The following is a 17,761-nucleotide window of genomic DNA, read 5'->3' on the forward strand; positions in this document are numbered from 1 at the left end:
GGGGATGTGCCGGGTACTGACGCCGAGGGGTGGTCGACGGGCCCCGAATCTGGGGCCAGTTATATCATTGAACTACTATTCTGTTGACTATGCAACAAAAGTGTGGCATGACACATCGACGAGCGGGGGCGGACCGATGGACAAGACGACTCCGGTGAGCAGCATGATCAGGCAGAACGGCCCAATCAAGATCGCGGCCTGGCGTCTGATGATGGAGAAGTATCAGGACTTCTATACGAGGTTCGTACACGAGTTCCGGACACGGCACGGGCTGACCGTGAACGAGTTCGACGTGCTCATCAACGCCCGACCCGAGGCCCAGGTGCGCCATCGAGACCTGCTGCGCAGCCTCGTGATCAGCCGCAGCGCGCTCAGTCGATTGCTCGGCAAGCTCGAGGATCGTGGCTTGGTCACGCAAGAGCCCGACCCGGAGGATCAGCGCGGGGTGCTCGTCGCCCTGACCGAGGAAGGACTGCGGCTCTGCGACGAGGCGGCCGCGACGAATGCGGAGATCATCTTCGCCAGTTTCGCCGGGCTCACGGATGCCGAGGCCGACGTGATCTTCGAGCTCGTCTCGAAGATCTGCCCGGTCGAGTAGGGGAGCGGGCGAGCGGCATTCGCGCGGAACTGTCCCCCTCCCCGCGCCTGTCGAAGACGGCTAGGCTGAGGCCATGAGCAACGTTGAGACCCGCCCCGATCAAGTGGTCTGCAAGGCCGGGGGACTGCCCGGGCCGGCCTGTGACCAGCAGGGGCGTTCCGCGGTTGAGATCATCACCTCCCGTGAGGTTCCGCTCGGCGGTCCACGGGCGATGATCGTGCGCCGCACCCTGCCGCAGCGGCAGCGCTCCCTCATCGGCCCCTGGTGCTTCGTCGACCATTACGGACCCGCCGATGTCTCGGTCACCGGCGGCATGGACGTCGCTCCGCACCCGCACACCGGACTGCAGACCGTGAGCTGGCTGTTCGAAGGCGCCATCCAGCACATCGACTCCGGCGGCAACGCCGGCCTCGTCATGCCAGGCGAGGTCAACCTCATGACCGCCGGCGCCGGCATCTGCCACTCCGAGGTCTCGACCGAGGAGACCACGACCCTCCACGGGGTCCAGCTGTGGCTGGCCCTGCCCGAGGCCACCCGCCACCAGCCCGAACGCGAATTCGAGCACTTCGAACCCGCCCCTATCTCCTTCGCCGGCGGAGAGATGCTCGTCTTCCTCGGAAAACTCTGGGGAACGGAGTCTCCGGTGCAGACTCATTCGCCGCTGCTCGGCGCCGAGATCCGCCTCGACCCCGGTGCGAGCATCGACCTGCCCGTGAATCCGAGATTCGAGCACGGCGTCCTCGTCGACTCCGGCGATATCGCCCTGGAGAACGTCGACCTGCCCGTCGCGGCGGTCGGCTACACGGGCACCGGTGTTGAAGAGCTAAGCATCGCCAACCGCAGCGACGAACCCGCCCGACTCATCCTCCTCGGCGGCGAACCGTTCCCCGAAGAGATCGTCATGTGGTGGAACTTCGTCGGCCGCACCCATGAAGAGATCGCGGCCTACCGTGAGGAATGGCAGGCCGAAGGTGACCGCTTCGGCGTCGTCGACGGCTACGTCGGGAAGGGTGGGCCCGGCCGCAATGCCGACGGCATGGGGAGGCTTCCCGCGCCGAGGCTGCCCGACGTCACGATCAGACCGCGGAAGAATCCGCCGCCCCAGGTCCAAGGTGGACCCGCGGAATAGAGCCGTGCCGAATTCCGCTCCACCCAGTACCAGCAGAGCACGACGAAAGGGTTATCGCCATGGTGAAGACATTCGAGGACAAGACCGGCGCCGAGGTGACCGTGTCGATCAACGAGGCCACCCGGTCCTATGACATCGCCGTCGCCGACGGCACCGTCGCCGGCCACGCGTATTTTCTGCCCGGTCCCGACCCGGAGACCGAACGCATCTTCCACCACACCGTCGTCGACGAGCAGTTCGGCGGTCGCGGACTGTCGAAGTTCCTCGTCGCCGAAGCGCTCGATGATTCCCGCGAACGCGGAATCACGGTGGTGCCCGTGTGCCCGCTCTTCGTCAAGAAGCTCCAGGAGGCCGGCGACGACTACACGGCACAGGGCGGGAAGTACCGCAACGCCACCGGCGCCGACATCGACATCGTGAAAAGCCAGGCGTGAGCGGGTCGATGAGCAACGCGAGTCGCCCCTTCATCGACAAGATCCACCCGGAGAACTATAAAGCCATGGCCCAGGCGGCCGCGGCATCGCGGAAGGCGTCACGCACTGCGGGCCTGGATGACGGGCTCATCGAGCTCGTCAACACGCGGGTCTCGCAGATCAACGGTTGCCGCACCTGCCTGAGCATCCATGCTCCGGCCGCACGGAATGCCGGGATCTCTCAGCTCAAGCTCGACGTGCTGCCCAGCTGGCACGAGGCTGAGATCTTCACCGATCAGGAGTTCGCGGCCCTGACCCTCGCTGAGTCGCTGACCGTGCTCGACAAGGCCGCCGATCGCGACCAGATCGCCGCGGACGCGGCCCAGCATCTGACAACCGAGCAGATCTCGGCGATCGAGTGGTCGATCATCCTCATCAACGCGTTCAACCGCATCTCGATCGCCAGCGACCACCCGGTGTTCGGAGCTCAGCAGGACTGAGCGTCTGCCGGCCGATTGGGTGCGGTCGACCGAGCGGTTGGACTCGGCGGGCCTCAGTTGAGGACCTGCTTGTCATCGTCCGCGCGGATCGCGGCGAGACGCCCCGCCACATCTGCAGATCCTGCGGGCTCAGGCTGGCCGTGCCATGGCCCACGGCTGCTGCGCCGAATGCCACCGACAGGGAGGGCATCGGGCCCGGTTGTTGAGACTGCTCGTCCCGGAGGGCTGCCGATCAGTCACACTTGAACCCGACCGTTGCCCGACCGCTGAGCCTGAACGACCGGAGCCCGCCTATGTCCACCTCCCACATCGACGACCACCGACGGGGCCACCTCGGCGCCGGTGACCTTCGGAGGACGCCTGCGGCTCATCGGACCCGGAATTGTGCTCGCGCTCGCCAGCGTCGGCGCATCGGACATGATCACGACGATGAACTCCGGTGCCGAATACGGACTGGCGCTCATCTGGGTCTTCACGGTGGGCATCGTGCTCAAGTTCGTGCTCTCCGAGGCGGTCTCCCGGCTGCAGATGAGCGGGGACCGGTCGCTGCTGTCCCACCTCACCGGCTTCGGCGGGCGGACCTTCCCGGTGCTCTTCCTCATCGCCGAACTGCTCGTCGGGCTCTTCTTCGGCGCCGGCGTCGTTGCGGTGACGACGAACATCCTCCAGGCGATCTTCCCGGTGCTTCCGTTCTGGCCGACGGCCGTCGTCGTGCTGCTCTCGGCCTCGGTGCTGGTGGGCATCGGCCGCTACGGTCTCGTCGAAAAGGCGATGATGGGCTTCGGGATCATCATGTTCTTCGGCATCATCGCGCTCGCAATCTCCGTCTTCCAAGGTGACGGCGCCCAACAGGTCGCCGCCGAAACCGTGGTCCCGCCGTTCCCGAACACGTCCATCATCACGGTCATGTCGCTCATCGGCGGCGTCGGCGGGGCGACCGGCATCCTCGCGTACTCGTTCTGGATCCGGGAGAAGTCCTGGCGGAGTCCGGACTGGAAACCCGTCGTCCGCCTCGACCTCGTCATCAGCTACGGCCTCGTCTTCGTCTTCGCCGTGGCGATGAGTGCGGTCGGGGCCTTCATCCTCTACGGCCAGGGCTTCACGATCGCGGACAACGACTCACTGTTCGCGATCGCCGACAGTCTAGTCAGCCGCATCGGTGACGTCGGACGGATGGTCTTCCTCATCAGCTTCCTCGCCGTGGTGTACACGAGCGTGCTCGGCGGATTCTCCGGCATCGCCTACGTCACCGCCGACTGCCTGCGAGTGCTCAGGCGTTACCCGCACCAGGACGAGGCGCGCTTCGACATGTCGGCGAAGTCGGTCGAGTTCCGCGGCGCGCTCGTCTACCTGTCCGTGGCGACGCTGGTGATCATGGGGCTCGGCAAGCCCGTCACCCTCGTGCTCGTCTACGCTGCGATCAGCGCGTTCATCCTGCCGGTGCTCGCGCTCGCCCTGCTCGTCATCCTCAACCGCGGATCCGTGCCGGCCGGCCTGCGCAACACGTGGTGGTCGAATCTGCTGCTCACCGTGTGCCTGGCACTCTTCGGATTCTTGGCGATCCTCCAGGTCAAGGAGTCGGTGATGGGGTTCATCGGGTGAAGTGAGGCGCACCCGACAACTGTCGGGTGACTGCGCGAAAAGCTCGATGGTCTGGCGGTAGTGCCGCGGTGCCGGGGTCGGCATACTTGGTGACATGACACAACGACGGTCACGATTCGACACGGAGCTCGCCGCGAGTCTGTCCGTCATCGGCGGGGTCTTTCCGCCGACCATCACTCCTTCGCTCATCGACTTCATGCGAGTCTCGTACGCCTCGGAGCCGCTGGCGGAGACTCTCAGCGGCCGTCGGGTCGAACATTCCGAATATCAGGTGCCGGGCCACCTCGGCGAGGACATCACCGTCTCCGTCTTCAGACGATCCGGGGACATCGGACGACGACCGACGATCGTCTACGCCCACTCCGGCGGGCTGATGTTCGGCGATCGCTTCAGCGCGCTCGGCCTCAACCTCGACTGGGTCGAGAAGATCGGTGCGATCCTCATCTGCCCCGAATACCGCCTGGCGCCCGAGTTCCAGGACCCCTATGCGCGTGAGGACATGTACGCCGCGCTCTTGTGGACGGCAGAGAACGCCGACACCCTCGGCGTCGACCGCGCCCGACTCATCGTCGCCGGAGCCAGCTCCGGAGGGGGACTGGCCGCCGGAATGGCGCTGGCGGCCCGCGACCGGCACGGACCGAAGCTCAAGGGCCAACTGCTCATCTACCCGATGCTCGACGACCGAGGCATCACACCGTCGACCCATCAGTTCGACGGCATCGGCGTCTGGGATCGAGTGAGCAACGAAACCGGATGGCAGGCGATGCTCGGCGATGACTACCGCACCGAGGCGGTCTCGCCCTACATCGCACCATCGCGTGCCAACGACCTCACCGATCTGCCGCCCGCGTACATCGACGTGGGCTCGGCCGAGATCTTCCGGGACGAAGCCGTCGCCTACGCCTCGGCCCTCTGGAACGACGGCAGCGAAGCGGAGCTGCACGTGTGGCCCGGAGGCTTCCACGCCTTCGACATCTTCGCCGCCCATACACACCTTGCGCAAGGAATGATCAGCACCCGAATGGCCTGGATCGAGAAGCTCCTGGCCGACTGAAAGGAACATCATGTCTGAGAACACAGCTGTCAACGACGCAGTTGTCCGCGTGGCCACGAAGACCGTCGACAGCGGCGGCGTCCCAGGCGTCGTCGCCGGAGTGACCACCGACAAGGAGACCATCAGTCTCACTGCTGCAGGAGTCCGCTCCCTCGACGATTCGCAGCCGATGACCACGGACTCCGTGTTCATGATCTTCTCCACGACGAAGGCCCTGACCGGCACCGTGGCACTGCAGCTGGTGGAGTCGGGAGAACTCGACCTCGACGCCCCGGCGAAGGACTATGCCCCAGGACTGGCCGACGTGCAGGTCATCGACGGCTTCGACGACGGCGGAGAACCGATCCTCCGGGCACCCGCCAGCGAACCGACCACCAAACAGCTGCTGCTGCACACCGCCGGCTTCGGCTACGACTTCTTCAACGAGAAGTACGAACGACTCGCCCGCGAACACGGCCAGCCGAGCATCGTCACCGCCACCAGGAAGGCGTTGGAGACTCCGCTGCTGTTCGATCCCGGCACCCAGTGGGAGTACGGGTCGAACATGGATTGGGTCGGCCAGGTCATCGAAGGCATCACCGGAAAGACTCTGGGTGAGGCGATGCGCACCCGAGTCCTCGAACCGCTGGGCATGGACGACAGCACCTTCCGTCCGACCGCGTCGATGCAGGAGCGGCAGGCCACGATGCACCAGCGCACCGACGGCGAACTCGCGGCGACCGACTTCATGCTGCCCGAACCGGAGGTGGAGATGGGCGGCCACGGACTCTTCTCAACCGTCGATGACTATCTGAAGTTCATCAGGATGTGGCTCAACGACGGAGCAGCTGACGACGGAACCGTCGTCCTCCGCCCCGAAACGGTGGACATGGCCACGCAGAACCACCTCGGCGATCTTCGGGTGAAACTGTTGCCCGGAGTCATCCCGAGCTTGTCCAACGATGCGGAGTTCTTCCCCGGCATGCCGAAGACCTGGGGATACACGTTCATGATCAACGAGGAGGACGCCCCGACCGGACGCCCGGCCGGCGCCGCCGCATGGGCGGGTCTTGCCAACCTCTACTACTGGTTCGACCGACAGAACAAGATCGGCGGGTACTGGGCCACACAGATCTTCCCCTTCGCCGACCCCGAATCCGTCGGTGGGTACCTCGAGATGGAGACGGCAGTCTACGATGCTCTGAAAGGCTGATTCGCGACCGAGGCGAATCGCGACCGTCGGGCGACAATCGTGGACAGCCAATCGTCGACCGACGGACGAACGAGGAGGTGGTGACGTGCAGGAGCTGCTCGGCAGGATTGCCAAGCTCGATCCCGAGGCGAGCCTGGGTCTGCGCGTCATCGCCTGCTTCGACGAACTCATGGCCGGCGAGGTCAATTCCCATGCCCTCGCCTCTGCGGCCGCGGCTCTGGCCGGTTGCCCGGCCGGCTTTCGCAGTGGGGACGGGAGCAGGCAGCTGAGGGTCGATTCAGGCGGAGTCTCGATTCCGGGAGACCGACCCGCCGAGGTGGCCGCCCTGTCCCTGCCGAACGATTCCGAGGTCTGGCTCGAGCGGGAGGACGTTGCCTTGCCCAACGATGAACTCATCCTTGAGAGATTCGGCCTGGCCATCGGCGTGAGATTCGGTCTCGAACGGCAACAGCTGGAGACCCCGCGGGACGTGGCGCTCGCCCTCGATCCTGCTGCGACGCCCGAAGACCGGAGTGCTGCCGCGGTTCGCCTCGGGTTGACGCCTGGTTCGGGATATCGAGTCCTCGCGGCCCCGCTGTTCGCCGTCTTTGAGAAACGACCCGCCGGTCCCACCGATGTCATCACCAGCGAACATGGCACTCTGCAGGTGGTCATCGTGACCGACGACACCGAGGGTATCGCCGTGACACCGGCCGGACTGGGGCCGTCCGGGTCGATCGGAGAATTGCCGCGGTCACTTCGGGCAGCCGTGGTGGCACTGCGGCTCAGCCGCCCGCCCGAGGAAGGGCTCGTGCGGGCGGAAAACTTCGGTGGGCTCGTCGAACTGCTCGCCGAATCATCTGACACAACCGATCCGGACGCTGCGCTGATCGACGAGATCATGGACTCGCCGTGGGCAGAGTCCACGGTGCGCGTGCTCCTCGAAGCACCGACGATCAGGCAGGCGGCCCGCGACCTCGGTCTGCACCACAGCACGGTGCAGAGCCGGGCCGAGCAGATCGAACGCTGCCTCGGCTACGACCCGCTGTCGGGCTACAACCGCACCAGGTTGGGCATCAGCGTGCTCCGGTGGCGGCTTCGCAATTCCCGAGTGCTTGAACTTCCGGGGCCCGTGGGGTGAGGGGTTCTTGGCCGCTGTCGGGTGAGCGACTGGCGGCGCTCCTCCTTCACTCCCGTCCGGAACTGATCCACTTCGGATTGTCGACGATGTTGCGGCCGCCTTCGACGAGGGTGCGGATCTCATCGAGTGGACTCATGGCCTCAGCGTCGATTCGCAGGTCGAGCGCGCCGAGGTTCTCCAGACTGCGTTCGGGCTTGCGCGAGCCCGGAATCGGCACTGCACTGACACCCATCTCTGCCGCACGGTGAAGAAGCCAACCCAACGCCACCTGAGCGTTGGTCGCACGGTGACGGTCGGCCACCTCGGCGACGGTTGAGAGGATCCGCTGGTTGGCATCCCACGCCTCACCCATGCGCGCGGTTCCGCCGCGGACATCGCCGGCCACCTGATCCTTGGTCAGGGTGCCGGTGAGGAATCCGCGACCCAGCGGGCGGTACGGGACGAACCCGATCCCGAGCTCGGCGCAGGCGGGCACGACGTGGTCTTCGACGTCGCGCGACCACAGGCTCCATTCGGACTGGACCGCGGTGATCGGGTGGATCGCGTGGGCGCGGCGCAGCTCGTCCGCGGTGACCTCGGACAGGCCGATGTGCGCGACCTTGCCGGCCGCGACCAGTTCGGCCATCGCCCCGACCGTGTCCTCGATGGGAACGTCGGGGTCCGGCCGATGCAGATAGTAGAGATCGATCGAATCCACGCCGAGGCGGCGCAGCGAAGCATCGCACGCTTGGTGCGCGTATTGGGGTCGTCCGTCGGTGCGTTTCGTCGATCCGTCGGAGAGCGTGCGCAACCCGGTGATGCCGAATTTCGTGGCGAGCTGGACATCATCGCGGCGCTTGGCGAGGAACGGAGCGAGCATCTCCTCGTTCGTTCCAGCAGGACCGGTGGCGTCCTCGCGAGGTTCGCCGTAGACGTCGGCAGTGTCGAGCAGAGTGATGCCGGCGTCGACGACTTTGCCGAGTGTGGCGCGGGCATCGTCGTCGGTGGTGCCGCCGTAGACGTGGGACAGTGCCATGCAGCCGAAGCCGATGGGAGAGACCTCGAAGTCGTTGAGGAGAGTCATGGCCCCCAACCTACGACTGTGAGTGCGCTCGTCGTCAAGAGGTGGCGGCGAACTCACTGTTCATCGATCTGGGACCGTTCTCTATTGAATGTCACTGCGCGTCGTTGAGACACTTGGACGCATGTCCGGGTCAGAGCAGTCTCTCCGCGCCGTAGTCTTCCTCGGGTTGAGCGTCGACGGGCGAATAGCGCGGCCCGACGGGGACTTGGAGTGGCTGACCAGCCGAGGCGCAGCTGCCGGAGACGCGGGGTTCACTCCGTTCCTCGAGTCGGTTGATTCCTTGGTGATGGGGCGGAGGACCTTTGAAGCCATCGCAGCCTACGAAGACTGGCCGTACCTCGACCGCCCGATCCACGTGATCAGCACGACCCTCCCACCGGATGTCGACTCTCGAATCACCGTGCACCGCAGCCCCGAATCCGCCATCGACGCATTGCAGAGAGATGGTCGTCGGAGGGTCTATGCCGATGGCGGGGAGACCATTCGTTGGTTCTTAGCTGCGAAACTTGTCGACGAGATCACGCTCTCCTACGTACCCGTGCTCATCGGCGATGGGCCATCACTGTTCGGTCCGCTCGGCGGCGATGTCGACCTGGAACACGTCCGGACTGAGGTCCTCGACGGCGGAATGGTGCAGACCACCTACCGCGTCGTGGATGGGCCGACGTTTCGCGCATCCGAATAGGCCGTCTGCGGCGAGCGACGACTCACTGTCACTTGTGACAGAGACCTCCGGAGACAGAAAACCGCGGGCCAGGTCGACTGCACTCACTGTGCCCCGACCCGGCCCGCGGTCCCAATCGAATCGCGCGGCTCGCTCTGACTTACACGCTCACCCCACGAACGCCGTGGCGAAGAACGGCACGAACGTGACCAGTGCGAGTGCCGCGAGCAGCACCAGCGCACTCGGGATCGCGGCCTTCGCCACTCCGACGACGCTCATACCCGACATGCCGGAGGCGACGAACAGGTTGAGACCAAGCGGCGGTGTGATCATGCCGATCTCGAGGTTCATCACCACGATGATGCCGAAGTGGATCGGGTCGATGCCCAGCTCCATCGCGATCGGCAGCAGGATCGGGGCGAGGATGAGGATCGCCGAGGATGTCTCCATCACACAGCCGACGAACAGCAGCAGGATGTTGACGAGGATGAGGAACTGCCACGGCTGCAGGTCCCATTCGGTGATCGTCGTCGAGATCTGTCCGGGAATCCGCTCGCTGGCGAGCACGAAGGTGAAGAGGATGCCGTTGGCGATGATGAACATGACCATCGCCGAGGTCTTCACTGACGCGAGAGTGACCTCCCACAGCTGCGAGATCTTGATCTCGCGGTAGATGAGCAGCGACACGACCAGCGAATACGCGACGGCCACGGCGGCCGCCTCGGTGGGGGTGAACCATCCGGAGTAGATTCCGCCGAGGACGAGGAATGGCAGCGCCAGCGCAAGGATCGCATCCCGGAATGCCTTGAGTTTGTCTTTGTTCGACATCCGGAAGCCGACCCCGGCGTGACCGTAGCCCTTCTTCCAGGCGACGAAGACAGCCATCCCCAACAGCATCACACCGGCGAGGATGCCCGGCAGGACGCCTGCGAGGAACAGGTCGCCGATGTTCTGCTCGGTGGCGATGCCGAAGACGATGAGCGGAATCGACGGCGGGATGAGGATGCCCAACGACCCCGAGGTGGCGACGAGTCCCGTGGAGAATTCCTTCGGGTACCCGTTCTTGATCATCGCCGGAATCATCAGCGCACCGACCGCGACGACCGTGGCCGGTGAGGAACCGGAGACCGCGGCGAAGAACATGCACGCGAGCACCGTGGTGATCGCCATACCGCCGCGCAGATGGCCGACCATAGCCGCACCGAAGTCGGTCAGCCGCCTCGAGATCCCACCGCGGGACATGATGTTCGCCGCGAGAATGAAGAATGGGATCGCCATGAGCGGGAACGAATTGAGTGCATTGAATAGACGTTCCGAGACCTGGGTCATCGGAATGAGCGTGAAGTAGTAGAAGTAGACGAGGCTGGTCAGGCCCAGGGCGACTGCGATGGGCGCCGAGGTGACGAGCAGTGCGATGAGAACGACGACGAGGACGATGGTTGCTTCGAACATCAGCGATCGCCTCCCTTCTCTTCGGTCCCGCCATCGCCGAGGCGGTCATTCCCGTTGTCCCCGTCCGCGCGGTTCGCGCGGTCGCTTCCGTCATCGACGATCGCGAGGTCCTCAACATCGATGCCGACGGCGGCGGCCTCCTCGGCGAGGACATCCTTGTCGAGCTCTGTCGCAGGAGTGCGCAGGGCTCGGATGGTCATTTCCACCGCTCGGATGAAGAACAGAGTCATCCCCACAGCCAGTGAGAGTTCGACGACCCACAGCGGCAGCTTGAGCGCCGGGGTGATCGTCGTCCGTGAGAACGGTTCGGTGATGAGCGCCCACGACAGGTAGGCGATGAAGCCGGCGTAGACCAGAGTGGCCAAGCCGCCGAGGACGACGAAGAACTTCTTCGCCTTGCCCTTGAGCAGCGCTGGCATGATGTCGACGGCCACATGCTCGTTGTGGCGCAGGGTGACCACCGCGCCGAAGAACGTCGAGAAGATGATGAGGTAGATGACCGCCTCTTCGGACCAGAAGAGGACGTCACCGGTGATATTGCGCAGAAGCACGGCGAAGACCGCCAGGGCCGTGGCCGCGATGAGGCAGCCGCCGGCGAGAACGTTCTCGAGCCGACTGAGGTACGTGTCGAAGGTCTTCATCATCAGCCCCGTTCCTCATTGCGCTTGAGAAGTTCGTCGACGACCTCAGGACCGATGACATCGCGGTACTTCTCGTATTCGGACGGCACGACCATGTCCTTGAAAGCTTGGCGCTCTTCCTTGCTCGGGATGACGATCTCCGTGCCGCCGGATTCCTCGATGGTCTTCTTCGACTCTTCGTTGACCTTCTGAGCTTCCTTGCGGTTGAACTCGCTGGCCTCATCGGCGGCTTCGTCGACTGCGGTCTGCAGGTCGTCGTACCAGCGCTTGTTCACCGTGAGGATGTAGCCGATGTAGCCGTGATCGAGTTCCGTCACGTACTTCTGGACCGTGTGCATGTTCTGCGACTGGATGTTCGAGTAGGTGTTCTCGCCTCCGTCGATTAGTCCCTGCTGCAGTCCGCTGTAGACCTCGGCGAACGCGAGCGGAGTCGGAATCCCACCCCAATTCTCGAACTGGGTGCGCAGCACGTCCGAGGGCTGGATGCGGTATTTCTTGCCCTTCATGTCCTCGGGCTTCAGAGTTTTGTTGTTGGAGTGGATCTGCTTCATGCCCGAATCCCACAGACCGAGGACCTTGAGCCCGTTCTCCTCGAGATCGGGGTTCGCGTAGATGGCCTTGCCGATCTCGGTATCGGGACTGGCGACTTCGGGGATCTCGTCCGGTTCGTCGAAGATGAACGGCAGGTCGAGAACCTGCAGGCTCGGCGCGATCGTCGTGAACTTCGCGCTAGCCGGAGCCAGCATCTGCACGGCATTGGACTGGATGGCCTGCATCTCGTCCTTATCGCCGTAGAGTTCCGAGTTCGGGAACACCTCGACTTCGATGCGGCCGCCGGACTTCTCTTCGACCTGTTCGGCGAAGAAGTCTGCGGCCAGTCCCTTCGGTGTGCCCACCGAGGTGACATGGGCGAAGCGCAGTTCGAATTTCTGTTGGTCTCCGCTGCGTGCGGGATTGCATCCGCTCAGCAGCAGGAGGCTTATCGAGAGGCCCGCGATGAGCGGCTTCCACCTCGGTCGTCTCATTGACGTCATCGTCAGCTCCAGTCTGGTTGGCCAGGGGCGAAGCCGATCGGGAGTGTCTGTGTGCGGACGAGCTCACCGAAGACGACGGCCGTTCATTGCCGTGCGGGGAGTTCGTGCCGAGTCATGTTCTCGATCGACCGTTCACGAGCCTAGAGGACTTTACGCCAATTTCCAATATGATCCGTCAAATAATGCATTATTTGTCGGGGAGTGGCTTCCCGGGTGTGGATCCCGGAGGAGTGGCGACCACGGTCCGTACTGAGGCAGTCAGTCCGCGTCGAAGTCGAAGGGGTCGGAGACTGCCTGACCGGTCGTCGACTCGGCCAGGCGAAGGAAGCCGTTCGTGATGTGATCGCCGAGGTGGCGCGCCGCCGCGTCCGGATCGACGTAGCGGACGGCGTCGACGATCGACTGATGTTCGGCATGCACCTGATCGAGCCGCTCTGGACTGTCGAGGGTGAGATCCCACGGGAATGCTCGCCAGCGTGCAGCGATGTCGTCGCGCAGCGCGGGCATTCCGCAGCGGTCGTAGAAGAAGAAGTGGAACTCCTCGTTGCGGGTGTTGCGCCCCAGTGAATCACCGTCGGCGCTCGCCTCGTCGAGGGCCTCGAGCAGACGCTCGGCCTGGCGCAGCTCGTGCCGGGAGATCCGCGTGGTCGCACGGGCGATTGCGAAGGTCTCGGTGAGCTTTCGGGTGACGAAGAGGGATTTGAGACGGTCGACATCGACGCCGGCGACGCGCACGCCGCGGTGAGCTTCGGAGGTGACGAGACCCTCGGCTTCGAGGATCCGCAGGGCCTCGCGGACGGGGGTGATGGAGGCATTGAACCAGTCGGCGACCTGATCCTGTCGCAGTCGTTCGCCGCGATCGAGCTCGCGAGAGAGGATCTTTCGGCGCAGGCCGAGGACGATGACGTCCCGTTTGGTCGATGCCGACTCCTGATCCACCCGATGCCTTTCGTTCATGCGTCACCCGCTGTTGGGGTGTCAGTTTCATGTCTCGGTGGTGCCAGTCTACAGGCTCGGGCATCCGCTGAGACTAAAGAATGCATTATCTGTGAAGATATGTATGATGTGGATGTCAACGTTTCACACCTCGTCGTGGAGGGCCGATGGCCACTGCTGCACCGACGTCCGTACCGAGCCCCGCGGGCCAGGACGACGCGACCGCCTCGAACCTGCCGCTGTCCGGCATCACTGTCATCAGCTGCGAACAGGCTGTCGCCGCCCCCTTCGCCTCACGCCAGCTTGCCGACCTCGGAGCCCGGGTCATCAAGATCGAACGCCCAGGCGTCGGCGACTTCGCCCGCGGATACGACACGACGGTCAATGGACTCTCGAGCCACTTCGTGTGGATCAACCGCAACAAAGAGAGCCTGGCACTCGACCTCAAGAGCCCCGACGGACTGAAGATCCTGCACGAGCTCATCGCCTCGGCGGATGTCTTCATCCAGAATTTCGCGCCCGGCGCGGCAGAGAGACTCGGCCTCGGTGCCGAAGACCTTCGGTCGATCAACCCTCGGCTGATCCACGCCTCGATCTCCGGATACGGAACGGACGGCCCGTACAAAGATGCGAAAGCCTACGATGCACTTGTGCAGGCCGAGGCAGGACTGGTCTCCGTGACCGGAACAGAGGAGTTCCCCGCGAAGACGGGAATCTCGACGGCAGACATCGCCGCGGGAATGTACACGTACTCCGGCATCCTCACCGCTCTGTACAACCGTGAGCGCACCGGTGTTGGCGCCACCTTGTCGACGAGCCTCTTCGACTCCCTCGTCGAATGGATGGGCTACCCCCTCTACTTCACCCGCTATGGCGGCACCCGCCCCACCCGCGCCGGCACCTCCCACGCCGCCATCGCCCCTTACGGTGCGTTCACCTGCGGCGACGGCACACAGATCATGCTCGCGATCCAGAACGAACGCGAATGGGAACGCTTCGCCACCCAGGTCCTCGACCGTCCCGATATGGTCACCGACGAACGCTTCGACCGTGCCGCTCACCGCTACGCCCACCGACACGAGCTTCAGGAGATCATCGAGCGAGCCTTCTCCGCGCTCACCGGCGAAGCCTGCGACGCTCTGCTCGAGCAGGCAGCGGTCGCCCACTCCCGGCAGCGCGATATGAGCGAGATCGCCGACCATCCGCAGCTGACCGAACGCCACCGCTGGCACGATGTCGATACCCCCGCTGGACCGATCTCTATGCTCGCGCCCCCGGTCGAGATGTCCGGAGTGGGCCATCGCATGGAACCGATCCCGGCGGTGGGGCAGAATTCGGAGTCCATCCTCGGCGAGCTGGGGATGGATGCCGAGACGATCGGCGAACTGCGCAACGATGGGGTGATCTGACGGCGATGAATGAAGAACCCGCACAACCGACCGACGGCGGGGCCGCCTCGGCGGGGGCCGATGACTTCGCCTACTCACCTCTGCTGCCCACGCACGGTGACGGCCCGGTGATGCGCCAGCTCGACATCGCCGGAGTCGAGCAGATCCACGCCGAGGTGGCCGGAGCGTCCCGCTCCTTCCTCCACGTGGCACCGTCGACGCTGACCGACCTCGCCGAGGTGGCCTTCAAAGAGGTCTCCCACTACCTGCGCACCGACCACCTGGCGAGCCTGCGCGCAATCATCGATGACCCCGAGGCCAGTGACAACGATGTCTTCGTCGCCCTCGACCTGCTGCAGAACGCCGCGGTCTCGGCCGGGGAGATCCTGCCGATGTGTCAGGACACGGGCACCGCGATCGTCTCGGCCAAGCGAGGCCCGAATGTGCTCACCGACGGTGACGATGCCAAGCATCTCTCGGCCGGAATCCACCGCGCCTATGAGGAGCTCAACCTCCGCTACTCACAGCTCGCCCCGCTCAGTCTCTTCGAGGAGACGAACACGGGAACCAACTTGCCCGCCCAGATCGAGCTGGGCTTGAGCCCGCGTGATGACTACGAGCTGCTGTTCATGGCCAAGGGCGGAGGGAGCGCGAACAAGTCCTTCCTCTACCAGGAGACGAAGGCCGTGCTCAACGAGAAGGCAATGCTCGACTTCCTCGCCGAGAAGATCTCCACCCTCGGCACCGCAGCCTGCCCGCCGTATCACCTGGCCGTGGTCATCGGCGGGCCGTCGGCCGAGTTCACGCTCAAGACCGCGAAGCTCGCCAGTGCCCACTACCTCGATGATCTGCCGGAGACCGGCGACGCCGAATTGGGCCACGGATTCCGGGACCGGGAATTCGAGCAGACCGTCTTCGAACTCACCCAGAACCTCGGATTCGGTGCCCAGTTCGGCGGCAAGTACTTCTGCCACGACGTCCGCGTCGTCCGGCTGCCCCGGCACAACGGATCCCTGCCGATCGCGATCGCCGTGAGCTGTTCGGCCGACCGGCAGATCATCGCCCGCATCAACGCAGACGGCGTGTTCATCGAAGAACTCGAACACGATCCGGCGAGGTTTCTGCCCGCGATGGGCCGGGTCGAGGAGATCGAATCCGGCAATGTCACCGCCATCGACCTCGACCGACCGATGCCGGACCTGCAGGCGCAGCTGTCCGGGCTCTCCGTCGGCGACCGTGTGTCGCTGACGGGAACGGTCATCGTCGCCCGCGACATCGTGCACGCGAACCTGCGCGACCGCCTCGACGCCGGTGGGGAGCTTCCCGAGTATTTCAAAGACCATCCGATCTACTATGCGGGGCCGGCGAAGACGCCCGAGGGGATGCCCTCGGGGTCGTTCGGTCCGACCACCTCGTCGCGGATGGACACCTATGTGCGGCAGTTCCAGGAGGCCGGCGGGTCGATGATCATGCTCGGCAAGGGCAATCGGTCTGCGCAGGTGAAGAGCTCCTGCGCCGAATTCGGGGGCTTCTACCTCGGATCGATCGGCGGCCCTGCCGCCCGGCTGGCCCAGGACTGCATCACCTCGGTCGAGGTCCTCGATATGGAGGAGCTCGGGATGGAGGCAGTGTGGAAGATCCACGTCGAAGACTTCCCGGCGTTCATCATCACCGACGACAAGGGCAATGACTTCTTCGACAGCACCGGTCCGCCGACGCTCGGCCTCGGCCGGACCCGCACGGTGCGTGACGGCACCCGACTGGACTGAACTTTCCAAATGACGACCACAGCGCATCAAGGAATTGAGGATTTCACCATGGCAGTGAGCAATGAAGAGCAGATGATGATCGACCTGGTCGCCGAGTTCATCGACGAGCAGGTCAAACCCGACGTCAACCGTGTCGAGCACGCGAACGAATACCCCGAAGCGTGGATCCAGACGATGAAGGACATGGGCATCTACGGGCTCGCCATCGACGAGCCGTGGGGGATGGGCAAGGTCTCGACCGAGGCGTATGCGCTCATCACTCAGGAGCTCGCGCGCGGGTGGATGTCCCTGGCCGGTGCCATGGGCGGGCACACCGTCGTCGCGAAGCTGCTCCAGGAGTATGGCACCGATGAGCAGAAGGATAAGTACCTGCCGCGGATGGCCACGGGTGAGCTGCGGGCGACGATGGCGCTGACCGAACCCGGCGGCGGATCCGATCTGCAGGCCATGCGCACGACCGCGACGAAGGACGGCGACGACTACGTCATCAACGGCTCGAAGACGTGGATCACGAACGCCCGGAAATCCGACCTCATTGCGCTGCTGTGCAAGACCGACCCCGAGGCGGAACCCCGTCACAAGGGCATCTCGATCATCCTCGTGGAGAAGGGGGAAGGTTTCACGGTCTCCCAGGATCTGTCGAAGCTCGGGTACAAGGGCGTCGAGACCTGCGAACTGTCCTTCGACGGTCTGCGGCAGCCGCAGTCGCAGCTGCTCGGCGAGGCCGAGGGCGTCGGGTTCAAACAGATGATGAAGGGGCTTGAGATCGGCCGCATTCAGGTCGCCTCCCGGTCACTCGGTGTCGCGCAGGCCGCCCTCGATGACGCGGTGAAGTACTCGCAGGAGCGTGAGTCGATGGGCAAGCCGATCTGGAAGCACCAGGCCGTGGGCAACAAGCTCGCGATGATGGCGACGAAGCTCGAGGCCGCCCGGCAGCTCGTCCTCCACGCCGCTCGCACCTATGATTCGGGGGCGCGTGTGGACATGGAGGCAGGAATGGCGAAGCTCTATGCCTCGGAGATGGCCGCCGAGGTGGCCCTTGATGCCATCCGCGTCCATGGCGGTTACGGATATTCCACCGAATACGACGTCGAGCGCTACTACCGGGATGCGCCGCTGATGATCGTCGGCGAGGGCACGAACGAGATCCAGATGAACGTCATCGCCAAGCAGCTCATCGGCCGGAACAAGGCCTGAGGGGCGTCA

General features: G+C 64.6%; 17 protein-coding genes. 12 read left to right on the forward strand and 5 right to left on the reverse strand.

Translation table 11 applies throughout. From position 1 onward, the window contains the following. The first annotated feature begins 100 nt into the window (after window positions 1-100). The 8 genes from GUY30_RS01125 to GUY30_RS01160 all read left to right on the forward strand — a co-directional run bounded on the left by GUY30_RS01125 (window position 101) and on the right by GUY30_RS01160 (window position 7,608). Complete coding sequence (locus GUY30_RS01125) at window positions 101-598, forward strand: MarR family winged helix-turn-helix transcriptional regulator (RefSeq protein WP_167193381.1); 498 nt, start codon at window positions 101-103, stop codon at window positions 596-598. 73 nt (window positions 599-671) lie between these two features. After that, window positions 672-1,727 carry a pirin family protein gene (locus GUY30_RS01130; protein ID WP_167193383.1) on the forward strand — a complete coding sequence of 352 codons (1,056 nt, stop codon included), beginning with the start codon at window positions 672-674 and terminating at the stop codon, window positions 1,725-1,727. A 59-nt stretch (window positions 1,728-1,786) separates the two neighbouring features. Continuing rightward, on the forward strand, window positions 1,787-2,161 hold the full coding sequence (locus GUY30_RS01135; RefSeq protein WP_167193385.1) for a GNAT family N-acetyltransferase: 375 nt from the start codon (window positions 1,787-1,789) through the stop codon (window positions 2,159-2,161). A gap of 8 nt (window positions 2,162-2,169) precedes the next feature. Further along, window positions 2,170-2,640 carry a carboxymuconolactone decarboxylase family protein gene (locus tag GUY30_RS01140; protein WP_167193387.1) on the forward strand — a complete coding sequence of 157 codons (471 nt, stop codon included), beginning with the start codon at window positions 2,170-2,172 and terminating at the stop codon, window positions 2,638-2,640. Window positions 2,641-2,982: 342 nt separating this feature from the next. Continuing rightward, window positions 2,983-4,242 carry an Nramp family divalent metal transporter gene (locus GUY30_RS01145; RefSeq protein ID WP_167193389.1) on the forward strand — a complete coding sequence of 420 codons (1,260 nt, stop codon included), beginning with the start codon at window positions 2,983-2,985 and terminating at the stop codon, window positions 4,240-4,242. 94 nt (window positions 4,243-4,336) lie between these two features. Beyond that, window positions 4,337-5,296 carry an alpha/beta hydrolase gene (locus GUY30_RS01150; RefSeq protein WP_208091460.1) on the forward strand — a complete coding sequence of 320 codons (960 nt, stop codon included), beginning with the start codon at window positions 4,337-4,339 and terminating at the stop codon, window positions 5,294-5,296. A 10-nt stretch (window positions 5,297-5,306) separates the two neighbouring features. Further along, entirely contained in the window at window positions 5,307-6,488 is a 1,182-nt protein-coding gene (locus tag GUY30_RS01155; protein WP_167193390.1) for a methyl acetate hydrolase AcmB, read from the forward strand. Window positions 6,489-6,573: 85 nt separating this feature from the next. Next, on the forward strand, window positions 6,574-7,608 hold the full coding sequence (locus GUY30_RS01160) for a helix-turn-helix domain-containing protein (RefSeq protein ID WP_167193392.1): 1,035 nt from the start codon (window positions 6,574-6,576) through the stop codon (window positions 7,606-7,608). Window positions 7,609-7,654: 46 nt separating this feature from the next. Here GUY30_RS01160 and GUY30_RS01165 read toward each other — a convergent pair whose 3' ends face one another. Then, window positions 7,655-8,671 carry an aldo/keto reductase gene (locus GUY30_RS01165; RefSeq protein ID WP_167193394.1) on the reverse strand — a complete coding sequence of 339 codons (1,017 nt, stop codon included), beginning with the start codon at window positions 8,669-8,671 and terminating at the stop codon, window positions 7,655-7,657. Between the two features lie 121 nt (window positions 8,672-8,792). Here GUY30_RS01165 and GUY30_RS01170 point away from each other — a divergent pair, with 121 nt between their 5' ends. Then, on the forward strand, window positions 8,793-9,356 hold the full coding sequence (locus GUY30_RS01170; protein WP_167193396.1) for a dihydrofolate reductase family protein: 564 nt from the start codon (window positions 8,793-8,795) through the stop codon (window positions 9,354-9,356). A 147-nt stretch (window positions 9,357-9,503) separates the two neighbouring features. Here the strand turns inward: GUY30_RS01170 and GUY30_RS01175 are convergent, their stop codons facing one another. The 4 genes from GUY30_RS01175 to GUY30_RS01190 form a co-directional block, all read right to left on the reverse strand. Then, window positions 9,504-10,787 carry a TRAP transporter large permease gene (locus GUY30_RS01175; RefSeq protein ID WP_167193398.1) on the reverse strand — a complete coding sequence of 428 codons (1,284 nt, stop codon included), beginning with the start codon at window positions 10,785-10,787 and terminating at the stop codon, window positions 9,504-9,506. Further along, window positions 10,787-11,431 (reverse strand): TRAP transporter small permease, encoded by a 645-nt coding sequence (locus GUY30_RS01180; RefSeq protein ID WP_167193400.1) that lies wholly within the window; start codon window positions 11,429-11,431, stop codon window positions 10,787-10,789. The genes GUY30_RS01175 and GUY30_RS01180 overlap by 1 nt, the downstream gene beginning before the upstream one ends. Next, complete coding sequence (locus GUY30_RS01185) at window positions 11,431-12,453, reverse strand: DctP family TRAP transporter solute-binding subunit (protein WP_167193402.1); 1,023 nt, start codon at window positions 12,451-12,453, stop codon at window positions 11,431-11,433. The genes GUY30_RS01180 and GUY30_RS01185 overlap by 1 nt, the downstream gene beginning before the upstream one ends. Before the next feature lie 267 nt (window positions 12,454-12,720). Next, a complete protein-coding gene (locus GUY30_RS01190; protein WP_167193404.1) occupies window positions 12,721-13,419 on the reverse strand; it encodes a GntR family transcriptional regulator in 699 nt (232 codons plus the stop codon). Window positions 13,420-13,565: 146 nt separating this feature from the next. Between GUY30_RS01190 and GUY30_RS01195 the strand changes: the two genes are divergently transcribed. From GUY30_RS01195 to GUY30_RS01205, 3 genes are read left to right on the forward strand one after another with little or no spacing between them, the layout of a single operon-like run. Next, complete coding sequence (locus GUY30_RS01195; RefSeq protein WP_167193406.1) at window positions 13,566-14,807, forward strand: CaiB/BaiF CoA transferase family protein; 1,242 nt, start codon at window positions 13,566-13,568, stop codon at window positions 14,805-14,807. Window positions 14,808-14,812: 5 nt separating this feature from the next. Then, complete coding sequence (locus GUY30_RS01200; RefSeq protein ID WP_407645293.1) at window positions 14,813-16,555, forward strand: FumA C-terminus/TtdB family hydratase beta subunit; 1,743 nt, start codon at window positions 14,813-14,815, stop codon at window positions 16,553-16,555. Between the two features lie 48 nt (window positions 16,556-16,603). Beyond that, window positions 16,604-17,752 carry an acyl-CoA dehydrogenase family protein gene (locus tag GUY30_RS01205; protein ID WP_167193408.1) on the forward strand — a complete coding sequence of 383 codons (1,149 nt, stop codon included), beginning with the start codon at window positions 16,604-16,606 and terminating at the stop codon, window positions 17,750-17,752. The last annotated feature ends 9 nt before the right edge of the window (window positions 17,753-17,761 follow it).

It is taken from the genome of Brevibacterium pigmentatum (assembly GCF_011617465.1).
Classification (GTDB): Bacteria; Actinomycetota; Actinomycetes; order Actinomycetales; family Brevibacteriaceae; genus Brevibacterium; species Brevibacterium pigmentatum.